This window comes from Mesorhizobium sp. SEMIA396, from assembly GCF_024518615.1.
Taxonomy (GTDB): Bacteria; Pseudomonadota; Alphaproteobacteria; order Rhizobiales; family Rhizobiaceae; genus Mesorhizobium.
Map to the genome: position 1 here is coordinate 19,064 of NZ_JANIFC010000010.1, position 23,137 is coordinate 42,200.

The window sequence follows — 23,137 nt, forward strand, 5'->3', positions numbered from 1 at the left end:
CAGCGGTCAGCCCCCGCCGTGTTTCCCAGTCTGCCGCAACAGATAGATGACCGCGCCCAGCACCATCAAGGCCAGCCCGAACCATGTCAGGGCATAGGCCAGATGGTTGTTGTGGAACGAAACGACCGTCAGGCCGCCGACCGGCCACCCTCCCGGATTGGGCGCGGCATCGGCATCGATGAAATAAGGAGCGACCTGCCCGAGGCATTGCGTCGTGGCGATCGCCTGCACATCGCGCGAATACCAGCGGTTGGCGGCCGGATCGTTGTTGCGCAGGAAGCCGCCCTTCGGTTCGGTCAGGCGCAGCAGGCCGCGAATTCCGGTGTGATCGCCCGAGGGCTTGCCTGCGAGGCGGGTTGCCGGATCGCGCTTGTCCGTCGGCACGAAGCCCCTGTTCACCAGAATCGTGAAGCCATCATCCGCTCGGAACGGCGCCATTACCCAGAAACCACCGCCGCGATCGGTGACCGCCTGGACCAGGGTCTCGCGATCACCGAGGAACCGGCCCGTGACGGCAAGCTGGCGATACTCATCATCCCTGGCGTTGATCTCTGGCCAGGCCGAAGGCGCCGGGGCGGCCACAGGTACCGCCTTGAGACGCTGGTCGACACGCTCGATCAGGTCGAGCTTCCAGACGCGGCGCTCCAGCTGCCAGATACCGAGCGCCGAGAACCCTGCGACGCCGATGGCACCGCAAAGGCAAAGCACCAACAGCGTCCATGGTGAACGCGTAACCCTTTGGCCGTCGCCTGTATTCGAATGCGGTGTCGTCCGCGCCTGTTCATCCAAAGCCAGGTCCCTCTCTCAGGGTATCTGACTCATGTCATGGCCGGGCATCATGTTGGCGTTCAGATGGTACATGACCCAGAGCGAGCCCGTCAGCGCGATCACCACCAGGATGAGGGTGAAGATCAGGGCCATCATGGTCCAGCCGCTCTCCGACCTGGTGTTCATATGCAGAAAGAACACCATGTGGACGATGATTTGCACGACGGCGAAGGCCATGATGGCAATCGCCGAAGCCATCTGATTGCCGAGTGCGTTGGTCATGACCAGCCAGAAGGGAATGGCGGTCAGCACGACGGACAGGCCGAAGCCTGTCAGATAGCCGCGCAGCGAGCCGTGATCGACGCCGTGACGCGCGTGGCTCTGGTCGCTGGTGTCTGTGTGGTGGCCGGCGCTCATCGCAACATTCCCATCAGATAAACGAAGGTAAAGACGCCGATCCAGATGACGTCAAGGAAGTGCCAGAACATGCTCAGGCACATCAGGCGCCGCTGGTTCGCGGCGATCAGCCCGTGCCTGGAGACCTGCACCATCAGCACCACCAGCCAGACCAGGCCGAAGGTGACGTGCAGGCCGTGCGTTCCGACCAGCGTGAAGAACGATGACAGGAAGCCGCTGCGCTGCGGCGTCGCCCCCTCGTGGATGAAATGGGCGAATTCGTAGAGTTCGATGCTGAGAAAGGCGAGGCCGAACAGGCCAGTGATCACCAGCCACACCTGCATGGGTTTCACCCGTCCCTTCGCCATCTCCAGCATCGCGAAGCCGTAAGTGATGGAGGACAGGAGCAGCATGGTGGTGTTCAGCGCGACCAGCGGAAGATCGAACAGATCCTTCGGCGCGGGTCCGGCCGCGTAATTGCCACCGAGCACGCCGTAGACCGCGAACAGCATCGCGAAGATGAGGCAGTCGCTCATCAGGTAGATCCAGAAGCCGAGCATGGTGCTGCTGCCGCTCTCGGCATGGCCGTGGTCGTCTTCCAGGTGGAAGACCGTGTCGTCGATCACCGTGTCGGCGTGTGCCATGGTGCTTATCCCGCCTGGCTGGTGGCTGCGAGCAGGCGTGTCCGCTCGTCCTCGACGCGGGTGACGTCACTGGACGGAATGTGGAAGTCCCGGTCGTAGTTGAAGGTATGCGCGATGGCGTAGCCGATCAGGGCGACGAAGCTGACGATCGCCAGCCACCAAATGTACCAGATGAGCGCCATGGCAAGCACCACGCTCAACCCGGCCAGGACGACGCCGGCTCCGGTGTTGCGCGGCATGTGGATGTCGCGGAAGCCCGTCAACGGACGCTGGTAGCCGCGATTCTTCATGTCCGCCCAGGCGTCGAGATCGTGGACGACGGGCGTGAAGGCGAAATTGTAGGCCGGGGGCGGCGACGAGGTTGCCCATTCGAGGGTGCGCCCGTCCCACGGATCGCCGGTATCGTCGCGAAGCTGCTCGCGCCGGCGCACGCTGACGAAGATCTGGATGAGGAAGGACAGGATCCCAAGCAGGATCAGGAAGGCGCCGAAGGCGGCGATGATGAACCAGATCTGCAGCGAGGGATCCTCAAAGGTGCGCAGCCGGCGCGTTACGCCCATCAAGCCGAGGATGTAGAGCGGCATGAAGGCGAACCAGAAGCCGACCACCCAGAACCAGAACGACATCTTTCCCCAGAACGGATCGAGCCGGAAGCCGAATGCCTTGGGGAACCAGTAGCTGATGCCGGCAAACAGGCCGAACAGCACGCCGCCGATGATGACGTTGTGGAAATGCGCGACCAGGAACAGGCTGTTGTGGAGCACGAAGTCGGCCGGCGGAACCGCGAGCAGCACGCCGGTCATGCCGCCGACGACGAAGGTCAGCATGAAGGCGACCGTCCACATCATCGGCAGTTCGAAGCGGATGCGGCCGCGGTACATGGTGAACAGCCAGTTGAATATCTTGGCGCCTGTCGGGATCGAAATGATCATCGTTGTGATGCCGAAGAACGAGTTGACGCTCGCTCCCGATCCCATGGTGAAAAAGTGATGCAGCCAGACCAGGTAGGACAGGATGGTGATGACGACGGTCGCGTAGACCATCGACGTGTAGCCGAAGAGCCGCTTGCCGCAGAAGGCCGAGGTCACTTCCGAAAATATGCCGAAGGCCGGCAGGATCAGGATGTAGACCTCGGGGTGGCCCCAGATCCAGATCAGGTTCACGTACATCATCGGATTGCCGCCGAAGTCGTTCGTGAAGAAGTTGGTGCCGACATAGCGGTCGAGAGCCAGCAGGGCCAGCACCGCCGTCAGCACCGGGAAGGCGGCGACGATGAGCACATTGGTGCAGAGCGCGGTCCAGGTGAAGATCGGCATTCTCATCATGGTCATGCCAGGCGCGCGCATCTTGACGATGGTGCAGACCAGGTTCACGCCCGACAGCAGCGTGCCGACGCCCGCCACCTGCAGGGCCCAGATATAGTAATCGACACCGACATCGGGACTGTAGCCGATCCCCGACAACGGCGGATAGGCAAGCCAGCCGGTGCGGGCGAATTCGCCGACGAACAGCGACATCATGACGATGACCGCGCCGCCGACCGTCATCCAGAAGCTGAAATTGTTGAGGAACGGAAACGACACGTCGCGCGCGCCGATCTGCAGCGGGACGACGAAATTCATCAGGCCCGTCACCAGCGGCATCGCCACGAAGAAGATCATGATCACGCCGTGCGCGGTGAAGATCTGGTCGTAGTGATGCGAATTGAGATAGCCTTCCGAACCGCCGAAGGCCATCGCCTGCTGGAGCCGCATCATGATGGCGTCGCTGAAGCCGCGCAGCAGCATGACGATGCCGAGCACCATGTACATCACGCCGATGCGCTTGTGGTCGACGCTGGTGAACCATTCGCGCCACAGATAGCCCCAGAGCTTGAAATAGGTCAGCGCGCCGACGAGGGCGATGCCGCCCAGCGCGACGACTATGAAGGTCGCGACCACGATGGGCTCGTGCAGCGGCAGCGACTCGAGCGTAAGCCGGCCGAAGATCGCCTTGAGAAGAGCAGGATTGTCGAACATGTCTTGCGTGGCGCCTCAGGAGTTGAAGGGCGACCGAAGCGTGCCGGTTGCGGAAGGTGACGGCAGTCGGATCGACAGGGGCAGTGGCCGTTGCAGACCAGCGCCGACGATCGGCGTCGAGGTCATCGGCGTGAAGGATTGATCGGCCTTCGAAGCCGCCAGTGCTTCTTCGGTCGTGCATATGCTGGCGACATAGGATGGGGCAGGGCCGAATATCGTGCCGCGCCGGGCGAACTTGTCGTACAGTAGCGGAAGGGTGTTGCGGATGCCGGCCATTCCCAGACCGCCCTTGGCATCGATCTGCGACATCTCGCTCATGCACATCTTGCCGGGCTCGACGCACATGTTGAGGATCGCCTTGTAGAGATCGGCATCCACCGCCGCATAGTGGCGCACGGGTTGGTTCTCGCTGGGCTGTTCGAGCTCCAGATAGCCGTTTCGGTCGAGCTTGCCGCCGCCGTCCTTTGCCTTCGCGATCCATGCCTGGAAACCGGCGTCGTCCAGGCCGTGGAACGCGAACCGCATTCCCGAGAAGCCGGCGCCGCTGTAGTTGGCGGAGAACCCTTCATAGTCGCCGGACTTGTTTATGACGGCGTGCAGCCTGGTTTCCATACCCGGCATTGCATAGATCTGGCCGGCCAGTGCTGGAATGTAGAAGGAGTTCATCACCGATGCGGAGGTGATGCGAAAGCTGATCGGCCGGTCGACCGGCGCAGCCAGTTCGTTGACCATGGCGACGCCGTACTCCGGATAGATGAACAGCCATTTCCAGTCGAGCGCGACGACTTCGACCTCAAGCGGACGCACGTCCGGCGGCAGCGGCTTGCCGGCCGCTACACGTCCGATCGGACGATAGGGGTCGAGCAGATGGGTGCCCATCCAGGTCACTGCGCCCAGGCAGATTATGATCAGAAGCGGCACCGCCCAAATGACGAGTTCGAGATGGGTCGAGTGGTCCCAATCCGGCTCGTAGCGCGCCTCGCGGTTGGACTGGCGGTATCGCCAGGCAAAGAATATGGTGAGAGCCATCACCGGTATGATGACGATCAGCATCAGTGCCGTGGACACCATCAGCAGGTCGCGCTGCTGCGCGGCGACGTCGCCGGCAGGGTTCATGACGACCATGCTGCAGGAGCCGAGCGATGCCAGCAGGGGCAGCAGGAAAAGGGTACGGAGACGGCTCAATGTATGACCTGTCGGTTGTTCCCCCCAGTGCTAGCCGTACCGCGGCAATGAAGGCATTGGACAATTTGTCCAATGCCGCAATGACGCGGCAGGCCTCATCAAAGCACCTGGCCCGCGCACATGGCAAGCGATCGTAATGAGACCGCGGCGGGGCGACGGAGAATGCTGTGAGCCCAACTTCTAAGATCGAAGCCGACGCAAGACGGATCAACGCGCGGCATCATGAAGTGAAGCCCGGCGAAATCGCCGTTGGCGTCATCATCGGCAGGACGTCGGAATTCTTCGACTTCTTCGTCTACGCGATCGCTTCCGTCATCGTTTTTCCGAAGCTCGTATTTCCTTATGCCGACCCGTTGACCGGCACGCTCTACTCCTTCGCCATCTTCGCGCTTGCCTTCATCGCGCGGCCGATCGGCACGGCGATCTTCACCGCGCTCGACCGCGCCTACGGACGCAGCGCCAAGCTCACCATCGCGCTGTTCCTGCTGGGGACCTCGACCGTGTCGATCGCCTTCGTGCCCGGTTACGACCAGATCGGCCAGGCTTCGGCCTGGCTGCTGGCCATGTTCCGGATCGGTCAGGGACTGGCGCTGGGCGGGACATGGGACGGACTTGCCTCGCTGCTGGCGTTGAATGCGCCCGAAAAGCGCCGCGGCTGGTATGCGATGATCCCGCAGCTGGGCGCACCACTCGGGCTCATCGTTGCCAGCGCCCTGTTTGCATATTTCGTCGGCAACCTGTCGGCCGAAGACTTCTTCAGCTGGGGCTGGCGCTACCCGTTCTTCGTCGCCTTCGCCATCAATGTCGTCGCCCTGTTCGCACGGCTGCGCATCGTGGTGACGCCGGAATACACCAAACTGTTCGAAGGCCAGGAACTGGAGCCGACTTCCGTCCGCGAGACGTTGCGCGCCGAAGGGCGCACTGTCGTGCTCGGCGCCTTCGCGCCGCTGGCGAGTTTCGCCCTGTTCCACATGGTGACGGTGTTTCCTCTGTCCTGGATTTTCCTGTTCACGCGCGAGGGACCGGCACGGTTCCTCGTCATCGAGACGATCGGAGCTTTCTTCGGCCTGGCGGCAATCGCGATCTCGGGCTTCGTCGCCGACCGGGTTGGGCGCTGGCCCTTGCTCGGAGGCTCGGCGGTGGCCATTGCCGTGTTCAGCGGTTTCGCGCCACAGCTGCTCGATGGCGGCTTCGTCGGAGAGTCCGTCTTCATGGTCTTGGGCTTCGTCCTGCTCGGCCTGTCGTTCGGCCAGTCTTCAGGAGCACTCGCCTCGAACTTTTCAAAGACCTACCGCTATACAGGGGCGGCGCTGACCTCGGATCTCGCCTGGCTGTTCGGGGCGGGCTTCGCCCCCATAGTCGCCCTGTTCCTGTCCGCCCATTTCGGGCTGATCTCATCAGGCGCCTATCTGTTGTCGGGAGCGCTATGCACGTTGCTTGCGCTGAGACTCAACCAGCGCCTGGATCGGACGCCCGCTTGAGTGACCTGCTTGGCCAGGGCTGGGGACCTCCCGGCCCAATGACGTTGCACGACAAGACCAACAAACAGAATTTTCTGCTTCTGATTCAACTGCGCTGGATCGCGGTCGGTGGTCAGATCGTGACGATCCTGTTCGTCCGCTACGTGCTCGGCATTGGATTGCCGCTGGTCCCGATGGCGGTGGTGATCCTGCTGCTGATCGCTCTCAATGTCGCCAGCCTGCGCCGGCACAGCAGCCAGGACGCGATCACCAACACCGAGCTGTTTCTTGGACTGCTGCTCGACGTCACCGCGTTGACGGTCCAGCTTTACCTGAGCGGCGGCGCGTCCAATCCCTTCATTTCGCTTTACCTGCTCCAGGTCATCCTGGGCGCGGTGCTGCTGGAGACATGGTCGGTTTGGGCGCTTGTCTTCATTGCAAGCACGTGCTTCATCGCGCTGACTACTTTTTACCGTGAGATCAGCCTGCCCGCCGCACACGGGGCCGGGCTGTTCAGCCTGCACATCCAGGGCATGTTCATCTGTTTCGTCCTGGCGGCAACGCTTCTGGTGCTGTTCATCACCAGGGTCCAGAACAACATTCGCACCCGCGACGCCCATCTTGCGGATTTGCGCCAGCAGTCGGCGGAGGAGGCTCACATCGTCAGGATGGGCCTGCTCGCCTCCGGTGCCGCGCATGAGCTCGGCACGCCGCTGGCCACGCTTTCCGTCATCCTCAATGACTGGCAGCGCATGCCGGCTCTCGAGGCAGATCCGGATCTGGCGCAGGAAATCCGGGAGATGCAGGGCCAGTTGGACCGTTGCAAGAAGATCGTTTCGGGAATCCTGATGTCGTCGGGCGAATTGCGCGGCGAAGGCACGGTTCGCACCTCCGTCGACGCCTTCCTGGCGGAGCTGGTGGCCGAATGGAAGTCGACACGGCTGCCGCAAGGCTTCGAATACACCAGGCGTTTCGGCGCCAACCAGGAGATCGTCTCCGATCCCGCGCTCAAACAGGTGATGTTCAATGTACTGGACAACGCACTTGAAGCGTCGCCTCTATGGGTGGGGTTGACCGTCAGCCGCCAGGCGGACGATCTCATCATCGAAGTTGTCGACGTGGGACCGGGATTTGAAGAAGCCATGCTTGCTGAATTCGGCAAGCCCTATACGTCGACCAAGAACCGGCCAGGTAGCGGGCTCGGCCTGTTTCTGGTCGTCAATGTCATCCGCAAGCTGGGGGGTACCGTCACCGTAAGAAATAGAACCGAGGGGGGAGCTTCGGTTACGTTGCATCTGCCACTGGCTGCTCTGTCTCCACGAGGGCACAATGCCGACTAAACGCACGCTGTTGATCGTCGAGGACGATATCGCCTTTGCCAACGCACTGCGCCGGTCTTTCGAACGGCGTGATTACGAAACGCATAGCTGCCGGAGCGTCGACGGCGTGCATGCGCTGATCGGCACCGTTGCCTTCCAATATGCCGTCGTCGATCTCAAGCTCGCCAGCGGCTCGGGCCTGGAATGCGTCAGGGCGCTGCACGAGCACGATCCTGAAATGCGGATCGTCGTGTTGACCGGCTTTGCAAGCATCGCCACCGCTGTCGAGGCGATCAAGCTCGGCGCCTGCCAGTATCTCGCCAAACCCGCCAACACCGACGACATTGAAGCCGCTTTCGGCCAGGTCGAGGGCAATGCTTCGGTGCCGCTCGCCGAGCGACCAACCTCGATAAAGAACCTCGAATGGGAGCGCATCCACGAAATGCTGGTGGAGGCCGACTTCAACATTTCCGAGACAGCACGACGGTTGGGCATGCACCGCCGGACGCTGGCGAGGAAGCTGGAGAAGAGGCGTGTGAAGTAGGCACGATCTACCGGGCATCGCACATCGTGCCGATACCAATGATAAAATTGATGCCGGCAACAATCGTTACATTCGAACGATGTCCTCCGAAGGGAAAAAATTGGCAGGGCAGGGATTAAAATCCCCACATGCTCCGTAAACAGGACATGAAACCGTCAATGCCACGTTTTGACATCATAGGACAGCTCGGTTCGCTGCGCCGCTATGCGCGCTCGCTGACGCGCGACAGCACCGACGCCGAGGATCTTGTCCATGACGCGCTGGTGCGCGCTTATGAGCGGCGCAGCACGTTCCGCTCCGGCGGAAACCTGCGCGCGTGGCTGCTGTCGATCGTCCACAACACCTTCATCGACAAGATGCGGTCCCGCAAGTCCGAAGCGTCGCGCGTCGAACAGGCTGGATACCTGGCCGACGGCAGCACGCCGGCACCACAGGAACATTCGGTGCGCCTGGCGCAGGTGCGCGAGGCTTTTTTCAGCCTGCCGGAAGAACAGCGTTCAGCGCTGCACCTCGTCGCCATCGAAGGCCTCTCCTATCAACAGGCCGCCGATGCCAGCGGCGTGCCGCTCGGCACGCTGATGTCCCGCATCGGCAGGGCGCGCGCCGCACTGCGCGAGATGGAGGAGCCGGCGAAGGCAAAAAACCACCTCAGGATCGTTGGAGGCCCGTCATGACCGCAACTGTCGATCCCGTGACCGATATCGACCTCGACGCCTATGTCGACGACCAGGTCGACGTCACCCGCCGCATCGAGGTCGAAGCATTCTTGTCCGCTCGCCCGGAGGCGGCGGCGCGTGTGATGTCGGATCTCAGGACCCGCGATGAACTGCGCGTGGCGCTTGCCGGCTCCAAGGGCATGGCGCGCCCTGCGACCGCCGATGCCGCGCGGCGGCTGGAGAGGGGGCTTGCCCGCGGCCGGCTCTTCGGCGTGTTGCAGCGCGCGGCGGCGGTAGCCGGCTTCGTCGCCGCCGGCTGGCTGGCAAACGGCATCATCGGGCCGATGTCGGTGACCAAGGTCGTCGCCTCGCCGCAGCCGCCCGCCTATGTCGATGAGGCGGTGCAGGCCCACAGGACGACGCTGGTGCGCGAGAGCATGCCATCGCAGGCGGAAACGCCCAATTACAACGCCGGCGAAATCCGCGCCGCCACTGCCATCGTCATGCCGTCGCTGCCGACGGATTGGAGGGTGCGCGACGTGCAGATCTATCCGTCGCGCTTTGGGCCGAGCGTCGAGATGGCGGTCGAGACGAAAGACATGGGGCTGGTGTCGCTGTTTGCGATCCGGCCCGGAACCTTCGACGTCGTCAAGCCGGCGATAGCGCCCTCGGGCGACATTTCGTCGGCCTATTTCCAGATCGGCGATGTCGCCTATGCGGTGGTCGGACGAAGCGAGGTCCACGACCTCGACCGCGCCGCCGAGACGCTTGCCAAGACGCTTTACTGATCGATCCACAAAGGAGAACGCAAATGAACACCCCCAATCTGGGATATCGCGTCGGCGCCGGCGCCCAAACCGGAGCCATCTTCGACGAGGGCCTGCGCCAGCATATGCTGCGCGTCTACAACTACATGGGCGTCGGCCTGGTGGTCACCGGCCTCGTCGCCTTCATGATCTCATCGACGCCGGCGCTCTACGTGCCGATCTTCTCCAGCCCGCTGAAATGGGTGGTGATGCTGGCACCGCTCGCCTTCGTCTTGCTGTTCTCGTTCAAAATGCAGACCATGTCGGCGGCGAGTGCCCAGGCGATGTTCTGGGCCTTCTGCGCGGTCATGGGCCTGTCGCTCGCCTCTGTGTTCCTGGTCTTCACCGGAACCAGCATCGCGCGCACCTTCTTCATCGCCGCCACCATGTTCGGCGCCACCAGTCTCTACGGCTACACGACAAAGCGCGACCTGACCCAGTTCTCGTCATTCCTGATCATGGGCCTGATCGGCGTGGTGATCGCCAGCATCGTCAACATCTTCCTCGGCTCGACCGCGCTGCAGTTCGCCATCTCGGTGATCGGCATCGCCGTGTTCATCGGCCTGACCGCCTGGGATACGCAGACGATCAAAGAACAGTATGCCGAGAATTTCGACGCGGAATCGCGCCAGAAACTTGCCGTCTTCGGCGCCTTCTCGCTCTATCTGAACTTCATCAACATCTTCCAGCTGCTGCTGAACTTCACCGGCGAACGCGAGTAATCCGGACCGTAGCAGGCAACATTTCGCAACTTACCGTGGCCGGAGGGAAACCTCCGGCCACGGTTTTTTATTTGAGGCAGCATTTGCCATGTGCGGTGGATCGTTCATCGCGGCTGACTGAGACGCGATGTAAATCTGCCGCTCTTGAGTTCGCACGTCCCCTTTTGCTAGCCTGCCGGCCACGCCAGATAGCCGCGAGGACGCATGGAACAGGACAGCCTGACGCTTCACGGTGACGGCATCTCGGCGACTGTTGTCGGGCAGGGCGCCGAACTTGTCTCCCTACGCGATGCCGACGGCACAGAGTTTCTGTGGCAGGCCGGTCCGGAATGGCGGCGTCACTCGCCGGTGCTGTTTCCAATCGTCGGCCGGCTGAAGGGCGACCAACTGCGCCATCGCGGCCAGACCTATCCGATGACCCAGCACGGCTTCGCGCGCGACAAGCCGTTCGCCTGGGCGCAGAGGGGACCACGATCCTGCACGTTGGTGCTCACCGACGATGCCGATACCCGCGCGCACTACCCCTTCGCCTTTCGCCTGGCAGTGACTTACACGCTGGACCGCCATCAGCTTGATGTGACCTTCGACATCACCAACACCGGCGATGAGCCGCTGCCGGCATCGATCGGGGCGCACCCGGCGTTCAATTGGCCTTTGCTTCCGGATCTGGCCAAGACGGATTACCAGCTGACCTTTGCCTCCGCCGAGCAAGCGCCGATCCGCCGCCTGAAGGACGGCCTGCTGCTGAAAGCGCCACAACCGACGCCTGTGGAAGGCAAAAGGCTGGCACTCTCCGAAAGGCTCTTCGGCGAGGACGCGGTGATCATGGATCGGCCCGTCAGTTCCAGCGTGCGCTACGCTGCCGAGAGCGGTCCCGCGATCGAGATGTTGTGGCAGGGATTCCAGGAATTGGGTATCTGGTCCAAACCCGGCGGCGCGCCATTTCTTTGCATCGAACCCTGGCATGGCCTTGCAAGCCCGGTGGATTTCGATGGTGAGTTTATCGATAAGCCTAGCGTGATGTTGATCGAGCCTGCCGCGAAGCGTGTTCTGAGCTATCAGGTACGTCTGCTGCAGCGTCGTGCGCGAATGGCTGAATTGGAGTGAGCCCAGTGAATTCTGAAACAATCGAGATCTACCATCCACGTGGTGTTTTGAATTTGGGCCAATGGGACATTGGCGGTCTCAAGCTCAAAGTCTATGGCCTCGTCGCAGACAACAAGAAGGTCGACGGACCCATGGTGACCCTGGCACAGTCATTCGTGCGACAGGAGGTTCTGCCGCGTGTGGTGGACGAGGGTGACGACAATGGCATGGGCTTTGTGATTATTCATCCTGGCGAGCTGGGTGTTTCCATCTCGGTTCACTGGTGGATACAAGGTTCGGTGCTTTGTCAGCATATCTATCGGAAGCTGTATTCCGCCGCCGAACCGATGGATACGGTAAAGAGATCTGTTGTTGCCTGTGTTTGGGAATTGGCTCTGATAAATGCCGAGCAGGAAGCTTGGCGAAAAACGATGATGAAAAGCGAGCCCAGTCCGTCAGGATACATGGACGCTCGAGCTGGCTTCGAAGCTGCATAGAGACCGCCCATGATCGACTATGGCGTGGTCGCTCAGACCGTCGGTGCCCAATGAAGCTGTATTTCAGCCGCAATCCGAACCCTCGGCTCGCGCTCGCGGTGGCACGCTACCTCGACGCGAAAGTCGAATTTGAATTTGCCTCGCCATTCGCTCCGGGGCAAGCGGAGAAATTTCGCCGGTTAAATCCCAATCTCTCGCTGCCCATCCTCGCGGAAGAAGAGGGAAAAAGCCTCTGGGAGGCAGACGCCATAGCCTGCCGGCTCTCGCGCGATGCGCATTCGGATTTCTGGCGCACCGGCGATGACGAACCCGAGATGATCCGCTGGCTGAGCTGGGGCAAGGAGCACTTCGCATTCGCTTGCGACATGGTGCATTTCGAACGTGGGACCAAACAGCGGTACGGCATCGGCCCGATCGATCAGAAGCGGGTGGAGGAGGGCCTAAACCAATTCCATACGGCCGCGGCAATACTCGACGCCGTGCTTGCCGAGCGGCAGTGGCTGGTCGGGAATTCGGTTTCCTATGCCGATTTTCGAATGGCGACCTTCCTGCCGTTCAACGAAGCCGCCAGATTGCCGCTCGACGATTATTCCTCTGTCAGCCGCTGGTACCGTCGGCTTGAAGACATCGGCGCCTGGCGTGACCCTTTCAAGGGGATGGATGCACCCGAATTGCCGCCGGTGCCGCAAACGGCTGTCGCGGACCAGCGGTGAGAACGCGCGCGAAGAGCCGCGCAGCAGGCCGAGCCTACCAAGGCAATGATGTGCGGGGGATCGGATGAATATCTATGTCCTGAGCGTGGTCGAAGGACAGGAATGGGTCCTTCCCCGACAGGCGGACGACTACCAGCTGTTTTCGATGCTCTGCGGCCGGAAGCAGACACAATGGCATCCGCCCGGGATGGAGATCCTGTGCGAACACGACGACGGTACGCTCCGGCAATATTCAGATTTTCCATGGCTTGGCGAGCATGTGCTCATCCTGCGGGCGAGGGCGTTGAAGTTGCTTCGGCCAACCCTCGAACCGTACGGTGAATTCCTGCCGCTTCGTGCCGACGAGGCCATATCGCTCTTCAATGTCACCACCGTGATCGATGCGCTGGACGAGGAACGTTCAAAGATCGTTCGCTTTGACGACGGCGGCATAATGGTGATCGAAAGCCTCGTCCTTCGAGCGGACGCAATCGGCGGTACCGAGACATTCAAGCTGCCCGAGCGTGCCGATGGGGTGCGAATATCCGATATCTATCTGCAGGAGACGATCGTACGCCGGATCGGGGAGCTTGGGCTCAAGGGCATTGCTTTCAACTTGGTCTGGAGCGACGAGCCGGCCGGACAAGGCAGGATCGAGTACCCAGGTGTGGAAAAGGGCATTTCAACCGCAAGCTCGCTCACGCGCCTTTGGGCCGGTCTGCGGCGAAAAGCAGGGTTTTGATATCAAACCTGCCGGACGACGGTGCCGACCACATTGACGAGAAGGCGCGCGGCGGTCAGCGCTGACAGGCCGTCGATATCGGCCGGAGGATAGAACTCGACAAGGTCGAACCCTGCGATCCGGGCCCGTCTGCCGAGGCCGGCGATCAGGTCGATCACCTGCGTGTAGGTGAGACCGCCGGGTGTACGCGCCGCCACGCCCGGCATGACGCTTGGATCGAGGCTGTCGCAGTCGAGGGTGACGACAACCCGCGCGCCTTCCGGAATATGCCGGAGCGCGGCTTCGACGCCCTGAGCGTGAACCTCGCGGGCGGTCACGAAGTGGCTGCCATAGCGCCGTGCCGCTTCGATCTCGGTGATGCGTGCGCTGCCGACGCTGCGCAGGCCGACTTGCACCATGCCTGCGACATGCGGCATCTCGCTCGCCCTGCGCATCGGGCTCGAATAGCCGTGGCGTTCGCCATACACCTCGTCGCGCCAGTCGATATGGGCGTCGATCTGCAGGACCCAGACCGGCCCGTGCTCCGCAAAGCCGGCGAGGAAGGGAATGGTCATGGAACAGTCGCCGCCGATCAGGATCGGCACGGCCGGCAATGCCAGGATTTCGCGCGTTTTTGCCTCGATCCTGACCCTGTTGCCGGCATTGTCATGCATGGTGGTCAAGATATCGCCGGCGTCGATGCAAGAGGCCGGCTTGCCGTCGAACAGCGGGCCGCCGAGATCGAAATCCCAGTGCTCGACGAACGCGGCATCGTCCTGGCTCGCAACGCGGATCGCATCCGCCGCCAAGGCATGGCCGCGGCTGTCCTTGCCGGGATAAGTGCTGCCGTGACCGGCCCCGAAGATCACCGCGCGGGGCATGTGACCATCTGCGAGACGGTCTGGAAAGCCGAGAAAGGGAGGCGAGGGGGTCATGCCTTGATGGATCCTGATGATGCTTAGCGCACGCCGATCGGGTGCGGTTAAGTCAAGCGCCCCGGCTTCAGCTTTGTGCCGATTGGGTAAGCCCAATAAACTCTAAAACAATCGAGATCGATCACCCACCTGGTGTTTCAAATTTGGGCCAACGGGGCATTGGCGGTGGCATGCGCCGATTTCGAGGCGACATTGCGCTGCCGGCGAGGACGTTGGGGCGGCTTGCGTCGGCAGGCGCGATCCCGAAATTTCCAGTACGTGACGAGAATGAACCTTGGCTGGTCGCCTGATAGCGGAACCAGGCGAGGTTCACGTTGTTACCACAGCGGGCGACTGCCGGTTGCCGGATTCGGAGTCATCGTTTCATGACCAATGGTCCATTGCCTGAAAACGTTCTGGTCTCGCTTCCCAAGATCGATGCAAAAGCGGCGCCGACGCTCAAAAATGCCGAGGCGGAGGTATTTTACACGGAAGCGATCCGTGAGCTTACCGCCACCGACATACCCTTTCTGGTCGCCGGGACCTACGCGGTAAGCGCTTATACGGGTGTCACCCGCCAGACCAAGGACCTCGATATCTTCTGCAAGGCAGGCGACTACGCGCGGATCCTCGCTCATTTCAAGCAGCTTGGATATGCCGTCGAAATCGAGGATGACCGGTGGCTCGGCAAGGTGTTCAAGGGCACGCATTTCTTCGACGTCATATTCGGCTCGGCCAACGGCACGGTGCCTGTTGGCGACCTGTGGCTGGAACACGCCCGCCAAACAGAGCTGTTGGGCAGCAGGGTGCGGATCATCGGCCCGACCGAACTCATCTGGTCCAAATGCTTTATCCAGGACAGAGGGCGACACGATGGCGCCGATATCGCTCATACGATTCTCAAGGCGGGCGATCAGATCGATTGGCACCGGCTGCTTTCTTATCTGGAGGTTCACTGGGAGGTTCTGTTGATGCAGCTTATCAATTTCAGGTGGATCTATCCGAGCGAGCGCGATCATATCCCGGCGTGGCTGCTCGATGAATTGCTCGACCGCCTCGCCAAGCAACGGCAGTTGCCGTCTCCAAGGATGAAGATCTGCCGTGGGCGGCTGCTTTCGCAAACCGATTACGAAATCGACGTCAAGGAATGGGGCTTCGCCGGCGTCGGTGGTGTGGGAGAATTCCGTGATGGCTGATCCCGTCAAGAGCAGCGCGCCCAAGGAGGGCGCACGCGCGCTCAAAGTTGCCGCGGTCGGGGATCTCCATGTGCGGGAAGATGCGCAAACCTCGTATCGCGACCTCTTCGGCGAGATATCGAGCGAAGCCGACATTCTCGTTCTCACGGGAGATCTGACCAATCTCGGCAAGCCTCGTGAAGCGGAGATGCTGGCCGAGGATCTGCGCAACTGCTCGATCCCGGTCGTGGCGGTGCTCGGCAATCATGACTACGAGTCTGGTGCGGTGGAAGACGTCACGAAGATCCTGCGCCAGGCGCATGTTCATCTCCTCGACGGGCAGGCAGTTGAAATCGAGGAGGTGGGTTTTGTCGGCGTGAAGGGATTCATAGGCGGCTTCGGCTCACGCATGCTCGGCTCATTCGGTGAACCGGCGATCAAGACGATGGTCGCGGAAAGCGTGAACGAGGCAATGCGACTTGAAAATGCGATGCGCCAGGTGCGGGCGAAGCGCACACTGGTGATCCTCCACTACGCGCCAATTGCCGACACAGTCGCGGGAGAACCGCCGGAGATATTTCCATTTCTGGGCTCTTCACGCCTGGCGGAGACGATCGATCGATTCCAGGTTAGTGCTGTCGTGCACGGTCATGCACATCGCGGTTCTTACGAAGGTCAAACACCTGGCGGAGCCAAGGTCTACAACGTCGCCATGCATGTGGCCAAGCCAAGCGGCCGCCCCTACGCCTTGCTCGAAATCTGACGCCAGCGGCATGCGCCGTGGTGTCCATTGGCCTTGACTCAATTGGTGGCCTTGACTCAATTGGTGGCGTTGATCGATTTCGCCAACTCTTCCAGCTTCCGGGGGTCGTTGCCGTGACGGCGCACCAGTTCGCGAGCCTGCCTGGACGGCAAATCGGTCGTGGCCGCCAGTTGTCGCACCTGCTGATCGTCGATGGCGACCTGCGGCAATGTATGGTCGATATTTCCTTCCTTGTCCTTCATCGCGCTTCTCCTTGATCCCTGTCGACGACAACGGCTCGAAAATCCGACCGGTTCCGAACGATCTGCAACTTTTGCGCCTTCACCTGGGCGGACCAACATACTCGTGTCCCGAGGGCGTAACGATCTCGCTGGATTCTGCCAGGAACCATGCCACGGCGCACGAGTTGTTCCGACTGAACGGAGATAGTTCGATGCCACAGCCAAGACAGCCAGACCCAAATCGCGATGTTCCCGTGCCGCCTCCAACATGGAAGCCCGAGCCGATCGAGGAACCCGAACCGGAAAGGCTCCCGGACGAGACCCCGCTGCCCAATCCCGACGAGAATGAAGAGCCTCCCATCCACGCGTAGGATGATGGAGTTTCTTTATCGCGGGGCAAAGCACACCTCCGGACGGCTAACGATCGATCTCGCCAAACACGATGTCGAGCGATCCGATGATGGCGGCAACGTCGGCGATCATGTGCCCTCGAGACAGGAAATCCATCGCCTGCAGATGGGCGAAGGATGGCGCGCGTATCTTGCACCGGTAAGGAACATTGCCCCCGTCGGAAACCAGATAAACACCGAATTCTCCCTTTGGCGCTTCAACCGCGGCGTAGACTTCTCCGGCCGGCACGCGATGCCCCTCGGTATAAAGTTTGAAATGCTGGATGGTCGCCTCCATCGAGCGTTTCATCGTGGCGCGCCGCGGCGGCGTGATCTTCTGGTTTGGAAGCGCGACCGGCCCCTGGCCTTCGGGTGACCGCAGTTTTTCCAGGCATTGCTTCATGATCCGCACCGACTGGCGCATCTCCTCCATGCGGACCAGGTAGCGGTCATAGCAGTCTCCGTTCTTTCCGACGGGAATGTCGAAATCCATGTCCGGGTAACATTCGTATGGCTGTGCCTTGCGCAAATCCCATGCGGCGCCCGATCCGCGCACCATCACGCCGGAAAATCCCCAGGCCCAGGCATCCTCCAGCCCGATCACGCCCACATCGACATTGCGCTGCTTGAAGATACGGCTGCCGGTGAGCAATTCGTCGAGGTTGTCACAGACTTTGAGGAACGGATCGCAGAAAGCCCAGATGTCGTCGAGAAGCTTCGGAGGCATATCCTGGTGCACGCCGCCGATTCTGAAATAATTCGCATGCATGCGGGCGCCGGAGGCGCGCTCGTAAAAAACCATCAGCTTTTCCCGCTCCGCAAACCCCCAAAGCGGCGGCGTCAGCGCGCCGATATCCATGGCCTGCGTCGTGACGTTGAGGAGATGCGACAGAAGCCGGCCGATTTCGCAAAAAAGAACACGGACGAGTTGTCCACGCGTTGGAACGCTGATTTCGAGCAGTTTTTCGGCAGCGAGGCAGAACGCATGCTCCTGGTTCATCGGCGCGACATAGTCGAGCCGGTCGAAATAGGGCAGCGCTTGCAAATAGTTCTTGTGCTCTATGAGTTTTTCGGTGCCGCGATGCAGTAAGCCAATATGCGGATCGGCACGCTCGACGATCTCGCCGTCCAGTTCGAGCACCAGCCGAAGAACACCGTGGGCCGACGGATGCTGGGGCCCGAAATTGATGGTGAAGTTGCGAACGGGGGCTTCGACCATCGCTGCTCTCCGCGACTGTCGGGGCAAGGCGTGATGCGAATGGTTCGGCGCCTCAAGTCGTCGTCTGAATGATCAGCGTCAGGGTGCCATCGCCATCTATGTTTGCAGCGACAACCTGCGAGGAATTGAGCCCATTCGCCCTCAAGGCCGATGTCGCTTGAGGCGAAGCATCGACTGAGTTTTGCAGGCGTAGCAAATCTTCGGCGCTGGTCTGATTGATCACGGCATCCGCCTGCGCCTTGATTTCGTCAGGCAGATCCTCGACGGCGACAATGGCAACGCCGGTGAAATTCAAATCAGCAGAGCCTGGATCTGACAGCGCCTGCTCCGGTTGCACTTCGCCCTGCGGTGGCGTCACCTGGGGAAGCTGCGGTCCAACAGTTTGGGCGTAGACGGGCTGAATGATGACCGCCCCGGAAAGTGCGACAGCTATCGTCAACATGCGCATGGTCGCTCCTTGCATCCTTCGAGGGAGATTTTGAAGAAACCCCCATGCCGAGCGATTGTTCCCGCGGGGCTGGTCACACTGGGCAATTTCGCGTCGACCCCCCTGGGGAAACGCCGAACGAACCATGGCCCAGACGACGTCATATGGCTGTCTCCCAACCGGCTGAGCGGTTGCGTACGGAATCGTACCATCGATTGATCTGCACCTTGGAGAGGATCAAAATAAAGCAGAGGTGACCATGGGAGGGAGCCGCATGAGCATCGCCAGATGGGCAATAAGACCTGTCGGTACCGCCAAGGCATTTCTGGCAGAGCAGCTTCGAAGTGGGCGATACGGCGACATCGTTTCGGTCAAAGCGGCGATAGAGGCCGCTCGCAGGGACGCGCCTTATTTGCAGGATACAGACGATGAGTTGATGGAGACGATCGTCGAGCTGGCACGGGAACTGGGGCTGGCCGTCCTTTTTGACTCTCGCGATTGACCGATGAGCCATGGCTGGAGGACTCACCGGTGGTTGAAGCGATTTGGTACGAAATCGACAATTGGCTCATGGCCGAAAATGCGCAATTATTGGGAAATGGGACGACGGCTGGACGACAAACTCGATTGCAAGGCTTGTGGGACTATCCAAATGGACATTCCCGACAACGCCAAGGAATCGACGCCAATTCATTGCAGCAATTGCGGCGCCTTTCTCGGCGAGTGGGGCGAATTGCAGGACGATTTCTACCGCCAGGCTCGCGGTACCGAGGCATTCGACTTGCGCAACGGAACCATTATCAAGAAGTAGCGCGCAACGACGCGGCCTCCGGATGACATCGGCAAATTCGCAAGGGGTTGGCAGATCTAGCCGACCTCGATGACCACCATCAGCCCGCCGCCGCCCTTCTCCTCGACATTGTTGTTCGTCGTGTGATGCGGGATGTGGCAGTGAATGAGCCACTTGCCAGGACGCAGCGCCTTCCACACGACGTCATAGCGCTGTCCCGGTCCGACATTGATCGTATCGGCCAGAAAGCGCGCCGACGAAGAAAGCGTCTCACCGTCACGGGCGACGACCTCGAAGGGTCCGCCATGGATATGCATTGGATGGACGAAGCCGTTGTTGGTGCCGATGAAACGCACCTTCAGCGTCTCGCCCACCTTCATAGGAATGGTGTCGGTTGCGGGATAGGCTTTGCCGTTGATGGTGAAGAAGTTCGGCATGCCGCCTTCCATGGGCATCGACGGATAAGTCAGCCCATCGCGCACCAGCCATTCCTGAAGTTCGATGACATAGTCGTGGTCAGCCGGAACCTCGTCGGCAGGATTGGCGGGATCGATAATCAGCGCCCCATAAAGCCCCAGCGCCTGGGTGCGGTCCGGCTTGGCATGCGGATGATAGAAGTAGGTCCCGTGCTGGGTCGCGGTGAACGCATAGGAATAGGATTGTCCAGGCTCGATCGGCGGCTGGGTGATCTCGGCAGGTCCATCCATCTGGTTCGGCAGGATCATGCCGTGCCAATGCACCGTGGTTTCCTCGGGCAGGTCGTTGGTGACGTCGATGCGAACCTTATCGCCCTGGCGAATGTGGATGCGCGGACCGGGAATCTGGCCATTGTAGGCATAGGCGTCGACCGCGACGTTGGGCAGGATCTGCCAGCGGACCACCGATGGTCTGAGCTCGAACACCTTGACGCCGTTCTCTAGACGGAATGGCAGTTCCTGGTCGCCCTTGGCGGCAAGACCATAGGACGAGGTAACGCGACGCGGATCGGTTGCAGCCATGTCACGCATGGATTCCGCCGGCGTGTCGCGACCCATGATCATGCCTTGCGGCATGATCGCGCCGCCGACGTCACGCGCCGAAAGCGTCAGGTTCAGCCAGTTCGCCGGCGCGGCCATGCCGATCGCCAACGCCAACACCGACACAATACCGAGGGCCGCAATCTGCGGCGTCGTAGCGTCCGTCTCCATCTGATGGCCGCTGCGTTTGGACTTGTGGGAGGTGTTGCGGCTTCGTCGATCGTCGCCGGCGTTGGGGTGATGCGTAGCGTGCTGTTGGTGGGCGGTCGGCTCTCCACTGCTCGTTTCGTTCGCCTGCGGGCGCTGCGTCATCAATCCGTGCTTCAGCCCGCGCGCGACCAGCCAGACATTGGCCGGATAGGCGAGCGTGAAGCCGGCGATGACGCCGATCGACATCACGCCCCAGAACAAAAGCTCGGTCGGCTCCATGGCGCGCATGTCGCGTCCCATCATCAGAAAGCTCATGACGGGCGCCATGCCGGCCATCATGAAATTCATCGAGATGAACTCGGGCAAGAAGCTCTTGCGCACGTTCTCCCAGTAGGTGCCGCCCATCATCGATTTCATGAACAGCGATTGGAAGATGAACAGGCCGAAGGCAAAGCCCGCCAGATATTCGACGATGAGGTCGAGCCACATCGGCAGGCCAAGCGTTGCCGTGATGACTGCGGCGAGAATGATGCCGGTCGCATCGCCGGCAACGCAGTGGATGGTCGAGCCGACCCCCTGTTTCCACAGCGGCCTGGTGAAGTCTTCATGCTCGCCTGGACGTGGCTCCTTGTCTGCAAGCACATAAAGCAGCAGCCCCAATGGACCCATATAGAGGGTCACCAGGATGAAGCCCCATTTCATCACCACCGGTTCGGGATTGTTGCGGTATTGATCGAAGCCGACATAAAGCGTCGAGGCGGCGGCAAGAGCGAACCAGACGGCAAGGAAATAGTCGATTGGCTGGATGAACATGGATGCATCCCGTCGCGGATCAGTGGCTTGTCACAAGCAGCCCCCGTCGATGAACGCAGCCGGCGTGTTTATGATCCCGCCGGCCCAATCCGGTTGTGTCGAATTCTCCAGCCTGGCGCTCTTGTCGAAGCATTAACGCGCGGTAATTCCCTTGAAGGCGTGGGCGCTTCGCTGCCTCAACAGGAGCTGGCCATGAAACATCAAACACTCGACCAACTGCATGCCGTCGCCAAGATTGAATCGTCGGCTGCTTATTCCGCCATGACACGAAATCAGCGCATAGAGCGCTGGGCTGAACTGCTGGAGCGTAATCCCGAGCGATGCCTTGGGGCGTTTGCAGGCACCGAACATCTGCACCCTGAAGCACGTTCATTGATGCGGGGCGAGGGAACGGCAATTTCGGTCGCCTTCGAGGATCCAGTGCTGCGCGCATCGGGTTTAAAGGACGACACATACGGTGAGGCAAGGCGCTTTTTCGAACTGAACGACTGGCAGCTGCACGACATCGTCTGCGATTGCCACGTCGGCTCAACCATGAAAGCGCGCTGGGCTGCGACGCGGGTCCGCTCAGCCATCAGCGGCAGGTTCTTTGCGTGGTTGCGGCAAAGGATAATGCGCTGACCGTAGTTGGGGATCGTCGTCGCTTCGGTGCGGCATACGATCCCCTGTCTTGCCGATTGGATGTCTTGCCAATCGGATTGTCTTGCCGACGCGGATCAACGCTTGTCCTGGTACAGCCGGTTGGTCGCCCGGTCGCTCTCCCGTTGTTCGGCGGGTCCACGCCGACGGCGTGCGATAACGGCATAGGCCATCAGCACGATCAGCAGCAATGGGCCGCCGGCAACGACGACCAACCACATGATATCTCCAAACATGGCGGCATCTCCTTTCCCAGACAACCGGCGAGGAGGAGAACCGTTCCGTGCAGCAGGCCACCTCGGTCGCCCCTGGTCATTAACTTACGAATTGCGTTCGTAGGTTCCGATGAGTTCAGCCTGCTCAAGCGAATGTTTCTGCGCCTCCCGCCAGATGCGCTCGATGCCCACGCTCGCTGGAATGGCAAGGCTCGGCGTGTCGAGCGCGGCCAGCCGGAAATGGTAATGGTGAACGCCATGTCCGACCGGCGGTTCAGGGCCGTCGTAATAGGCGTTGCCAAAATCATTCGTTGCTTGCCTGAGGGCGCCCGGACCCGGCTTGCCGCTTTCGGCCTCGGGAAGTTCCCTCGTGTCCGGGGAGATGTTGAACACCGCCCAATGACCAAACGTTCCGCTCGGCGCGTCAGGATCCTGAACGACGAGAACGAGACTCTTTGCTTCGTCCGGCACTCCAGACCATTTCAGCGGCGGCGATACGTTTTTGCCGTCTCGTGTGTATCTTTCGGGAATTTGTCCGCCTTCGGCAAAGGCGGCACTGCTAAGGGCAAGTGGCATGGTTCACTCCTTCCGGCGAAGTTGATCGCAGCGACGCGCAGGGCAGCTATTTGTTGGTCCGCATCTTTTGTCTTGGATCGATCCCGCCAGCGGCGGTCGTGTCGTTTTCGACGTCACCTTCGACCGTATTCTCGCCTTCAAGCTCGAACTCTTCGCCTTCCTTGATCGTTCCCTTGGAAGTCCCGATACCAGGATTGTTCGCCAAGTCGGCATCGCTCGGTTTCTTCCATTTCGGATGTTTGGTTCCGGTCATGAGAAAACTCCTTCGACGGGGATTGCAGTTTTGAAATCGCAGACCGGATAGTTCGTTCCGGTT

28 protein-coding genes are annotated in these 23,137 nt (G+C 60.9%); 15 read left to right on the forward strand and 13 right to left on the reverse strand.

Annotated elements, in window-relative coordinates:
* Positions 1-6: 6 nt before the first annotated feature.
* The 5 genes from NP503_RS22615 to cyoA form a co-directional block, all read right to left on the reverse strand.
* On the reverse strand, positions 7-708 hold the full coding sequence (locus NP503_RS22615; RefSeq protein WP_127272300.1) for an SURF1 family protein: 702 nt from the start codon (positions 706-708) through the stop codon (positions 7-9).
* A 96-nt stretch (positions 709-804) separates the two neighbouring features.
* Positions 805-1,185: a cytochrome o ubiquinol oxidase subunit IV gene (gene cyoD / locus NP503_RS22620; RefSeq protein WP_127270910.1), complete on the reverse strand. Its 381-nt coding sequence runs from the start codon at positions 1,183-1,185 to the stop codon at positions 805-807.
* Entirely contained in the window at positions 1,182-1,808 is a 627-nt protein-coding gene (cyoC, locus tag NP503_RS22625; RefSeq protein WP_127270912.1) for a cytochrome o ubiquinol oxidase subunit III, read from the reverse strand. The genes cyoD and cyoC overlap by 4 nt, the downstream gene beginning before the upstream one ends.
* 5 nt (positions 1,809-1,813) lie before the next feature.
* Entirely contained in the window at positions 1,814-3,826 is a 2,013-nt protein-coding gene (gene cyoB / locus NP503_RS22630; RefSeq protein ID WP_127272301.1) for a cytochrome o ubiquinol oxidase subunit I, read from the reverse strand.
* A 15-nt stretch (positions 3,827-3,841) separates the two neighbouring features.
* Positions 3,842-5,011 carry a ubiquinol oxidase subunit II gene (gene cyoA / locus NP503_RS22635; protein ID WP_127268837.1) on the reverse strand — a complete coding sequence of 390 codons (1,170 nt, stop codon included), beginning with the start codon at positions 5,009-5,011 and terminating at the stop codon, positions 3,842-3,844.
* A gap of 167 nt (positions 5,012-5,178) precedes the next feature.
* Between cyoA and NP503_RS22640 the strand changes: the two genes are divergently transcribed.
* The 10 genes from NP503_RS22640 to NP503_RS22685 all read left to right on the forward strand — a co-directional run bounded on the left by NP503_RS22640 (position 5,179) and on the right by NP503_RS22685 (position 13,535).
* On the forward strand, positions 5,179-6,492 hold the full coding sequence (locus NP503_RS22640; protein WP_127268838.1) for an MFS transporter: 1,314 nt from the start codon (positions 5,179-5,181) through the stop codon (positions 6,490-6,492).
* Between the two features lie 38 nt (positions 6,493-6,530).
* Positions 6,531-7,811 (forward strand): ATP-binding protein, encoded by a 1,281-nt coding sequence (locus tag NP503_RS22645; RefSeq protein ID WP_164748993.1) that lies wholly within the window; start codon positions 6,531-6,533, stop codon positions 7,809-7,811.
* Positions 7,801-8,334 carry a response regulator transcription factor gene (locus NP503_RS22650; protein WP_023812014.1) on the forward strand — a complete coding sequence of 178 codons (534 nt, stop codon included), beginning with the start codon at positions 7,801-7,803 and terminating at the stop codon, positions 8,332-8,334. The genes NP503_RS22645 and NP503_RS22650 overlap by 11 nt, the downstream gene beginning before the upstream one ends.
* A gap of 158 nt (positions 8,335-8,492) precedes the next feature.
* Positions 8,493-9,008 (forward strand): sigma-70 family RNA polymerase sigma factor, encoded by a 516-nt coding sequence (locus NP503_RS22655; RefSeq protein WP_236383399.1) that lies wholly within the window; start codon positions 8,493-8,495, stop codon positions 9,006-9,008.
* The gene (locus NP503_RS22660) at positions 9,005-9,778 is read left to right on the forward strand and encodes an anti-sigma factor (RefSeq protein WP_127272302.1); all 774 of its coding nucleotides are present in this window, start codon (positions 9,005-9,007) and stop codon (positions 9,776-9,778) included. Before NP503_RS22655 ends, NP503_RS22660 begins: the two co-directional genes overlap by 4 nt.
* Before the next feature lie 23 nt (positions 9,779-9,801).
* On the forward strand, positions 9,802-10,518 hold the full coding sequence (locus tag NP503_RS22665; protein WP_127271130.1) for a Bax inhibitor-1/YccA family protein: 717 nt from the start codon (positions 9,802-9,804) through the stop codon (positions 10,516-10,518).
* A 204-nt stretch (positions 10,519-10,722) separates the two neighbouring features.
* On the forward strand, positions 10,723-11,625 hold the full coding sequence (locus NP503_RS22670; protein ID WP_127271128.1) for an aldose 1-epimerase family protein: 903 nt from the start codon (positions 10,723-10,725) through the stop codon (positions 11,623-11,625).
* Between the two features lie 5 nt (positions 11,626-11,630).
* Complete coding sequence (locus tag NP503_RS22675; protein ID WP_127271127.1) at positions 11,631-12,101, forward strand: hypothetical protein; 471 nt, start codon at positions 11,631-11,633, stop codon at positions 12,099-12,101.
* 50 nt (positions 12,102-12,151) lie between these two features.
* A complete protein-coding gene (locus NP503_RS22680; RefSeq protein WP_127272303.1) occupies positions 12,152-12,814 on the forward strand; it encodes a glutathione S-transferase family protein in 663 nt (220 codons plus the stop codon).
* Positions 12,815-12,878: 64 nt separating this feature from the next.
* Positions 12,879-13,535: an imm11 family protein gene (locus tag NP503_RS22685; protein ID WP_127271364.1), complete on the forward strand. Its 657-nt coding sequence runs from the start codon at positions 12,879-12,881 to the stop codon at positions 13,533-13,535.
* Positions 13,536-13,537: 2 nt separating this feature from the next.
* Here the strand turns inward: NP503_RS22685 and NP503_RS22690 are convergent, their stop codons facing one another.
* Complete coding sequence (locus tag NP503_RS22690; RefSeq protein WP_127271362.1) at positions 13,538-14,449, reverse strand: agmatinase; 912 nt, start codon at positions 14,447-14,449, stop codon at positions 13,538-13,540.
* 365 nt (positions 14,450-14,814) lie between these two features.
* On the opposite strand from NP503_RS22690, the gene NP503_RS22695 reads away from it, so the two are divergent.
* Complete coding sequence (locus NP503_RS22695; RefSeq protein ID WP_023812007.1) at positions 14,815-15,624, forward strand: nucleotidyltransferase family protein; 810 nt, start codon at positions 14,815-14,817, stop codon at positions 15,622-15,624.
* Positions 15,617-16,366, forward strand: a complete 750-nt coding sequence (locus NP503_RS22700; RefSeq protein ID WP_127271062.1) for a metallophosphoesterase — start codon at positions 15,617-15,619, stop codon at positions 16,364-16,366. Before NP503_RS22695 ends, NP503_RS22700 begins: the two co-directional genes overlap by 8 nt.
* A 56-nt stretch (positions 16,367-16,422) precedes the next feature.
* Here NP503_RS22700 and NP503_RS22705 read toward each other — a convergent pair whose 3' ends face one another.
* From NP503_RS22705 to NP503_RS22715, 3 genes are all read right to left on the reverse strand, one after another.
* A complete protein-coding gene (locus NP503_RS22705; protein ID WP_127271064.1) occupies positions 16,423-16,608 on the reverse strand; it encodes a hypothetical protein in 186 nt (61 codons plus the stop codon).
* A 396-nt stretch (positions 16,609-17,004) separates the two neighbouring features.
* On the reverse strand, positions 17,005-18,195 hold the full coding sequence (locus tag NP503_RS22710) for an NADH-quinone oxidoreductase subunit D (RefSeq protein ID WP_127272699.1): 1,191 nt from the start codon (positions 18,193-18,195) through the stop codon (positions 17,005-17,007).
* A gap of 52 nt (positions 18,196-18,247) precedes the next feature.
* Positions 18,248-18,643, reverse strand: coding sequence for a hypothetical protein (locus tag NP503_RS22715; protein WP_127268883.1), 396 nt, complete (start codon positions 18,641-18,643; stop codon positions 18,248-18,250).
* A 253-nt stretch (positions 18,644-18,896) separates the two neighbouring features.
* Between NP503_RS22715 and NP503_RS22720 the strand changes: the two genes are divergently transcribed.
* Both NP503_RS22720 and NP503_RS22725 read left to right on the forward strand, forming a co-directional pair.
* Entirely contained in the window at positions 18,897-19,124 is a 228-nt protein-coding gene (locus NP503_RS22720; RefSeq protein ID WP_127268882.1) for a hypothetical protein, read from the forward strand.
* A gap of 150 nt (positions 19,125-19,274) precedes the next feature.
* Positions 19,275-19,433: a hypothetical protein gene (locus NP503_RS22725; protein ID WP_081738677.1), complete on the forward strand. Its 159-nt coding sequence runs from the start codon at positions 19,275-19,277 to the stop codon at positions 19,431-19,433.
* 56 nt (positions 19,434-19,489) lie between these two features.
* Here the strand turns inward: NP503_RS22725 and NP503_RS22730 are convergent, their stop codons facing one another.
* The gene (locus tag NP503_RS22730) at positions 19,490-21,391 is read right to left on the reverse strand and encodes a DUF4396 domain-containing protein (RefSeq protein WP_127268880.1); all 1,902 of its coding nucleotides are present in this window, start codon (positions 21,389-21,391) and stop codon (positions 19,490-19,492) included.
* 192 nt (positions 21,392-21,583) lie between these two features.
* Here NP503_RS22730 and NP503_RS22735 point away from each other — a divergent pair, with 192 nt between their 5' ends.
* Entirely contained in the window at positions 21,584-22,012 is a 429-nt protein-coding gene (locus NP503_RS22735) for a hypothetical protein (protein ID WP_127268879.1), read from the forward strand.
* A gap of 95 nt (positions 22,013-22,107) precedes the next feature.
* Here NP503_RS22735 and NP503_RS22740 read toward each other — a convergent pair whose 3' ends face one another.
* The 3 genes from NP503_RS22740 to NP503_RS22750 all read right to left on the reverse strand — a co-directional run bounded on the left by NP503_RS22740 (position 22,108) and on the right by NP503_RS22750 (position 23,074).
* A complete protein-coding gene (locus tag NP503_RS22740; RefSeq protein ID WP_127268877.1) occupies positions 22,108-22,266 on the reverse strand; it encodes a hypothetical protein in 159 nt (52 codons plus the stop codon).
* An 84-nt stretch (positions 22,267-22,350) separates the two neighbouring features.
* Entirely contained in the window at positions 22,351-22,821 is a 471-nt protein-coding gene (locus NP503_RS22745; protein WP_127268875.1) for a YbhB/YbcL family Raf kinase inhibitor-like protein, read from the reverse strand.
* Between the two features lie 46 nt (positions 22,822-22,867).
* On the reverse strand, positions 22,868-23,074 hold the full coding sequence (locus NP503_RS22750; protein ID WP_013531530.1) for a hypothetical protein: 207 nt from the start codon (positions 23,072-23,074) through the stop codon (positions 22,868-22,870).
* Between the last annotated feature and the right edge of the window lie 63 nt (positions 23,075-23,137).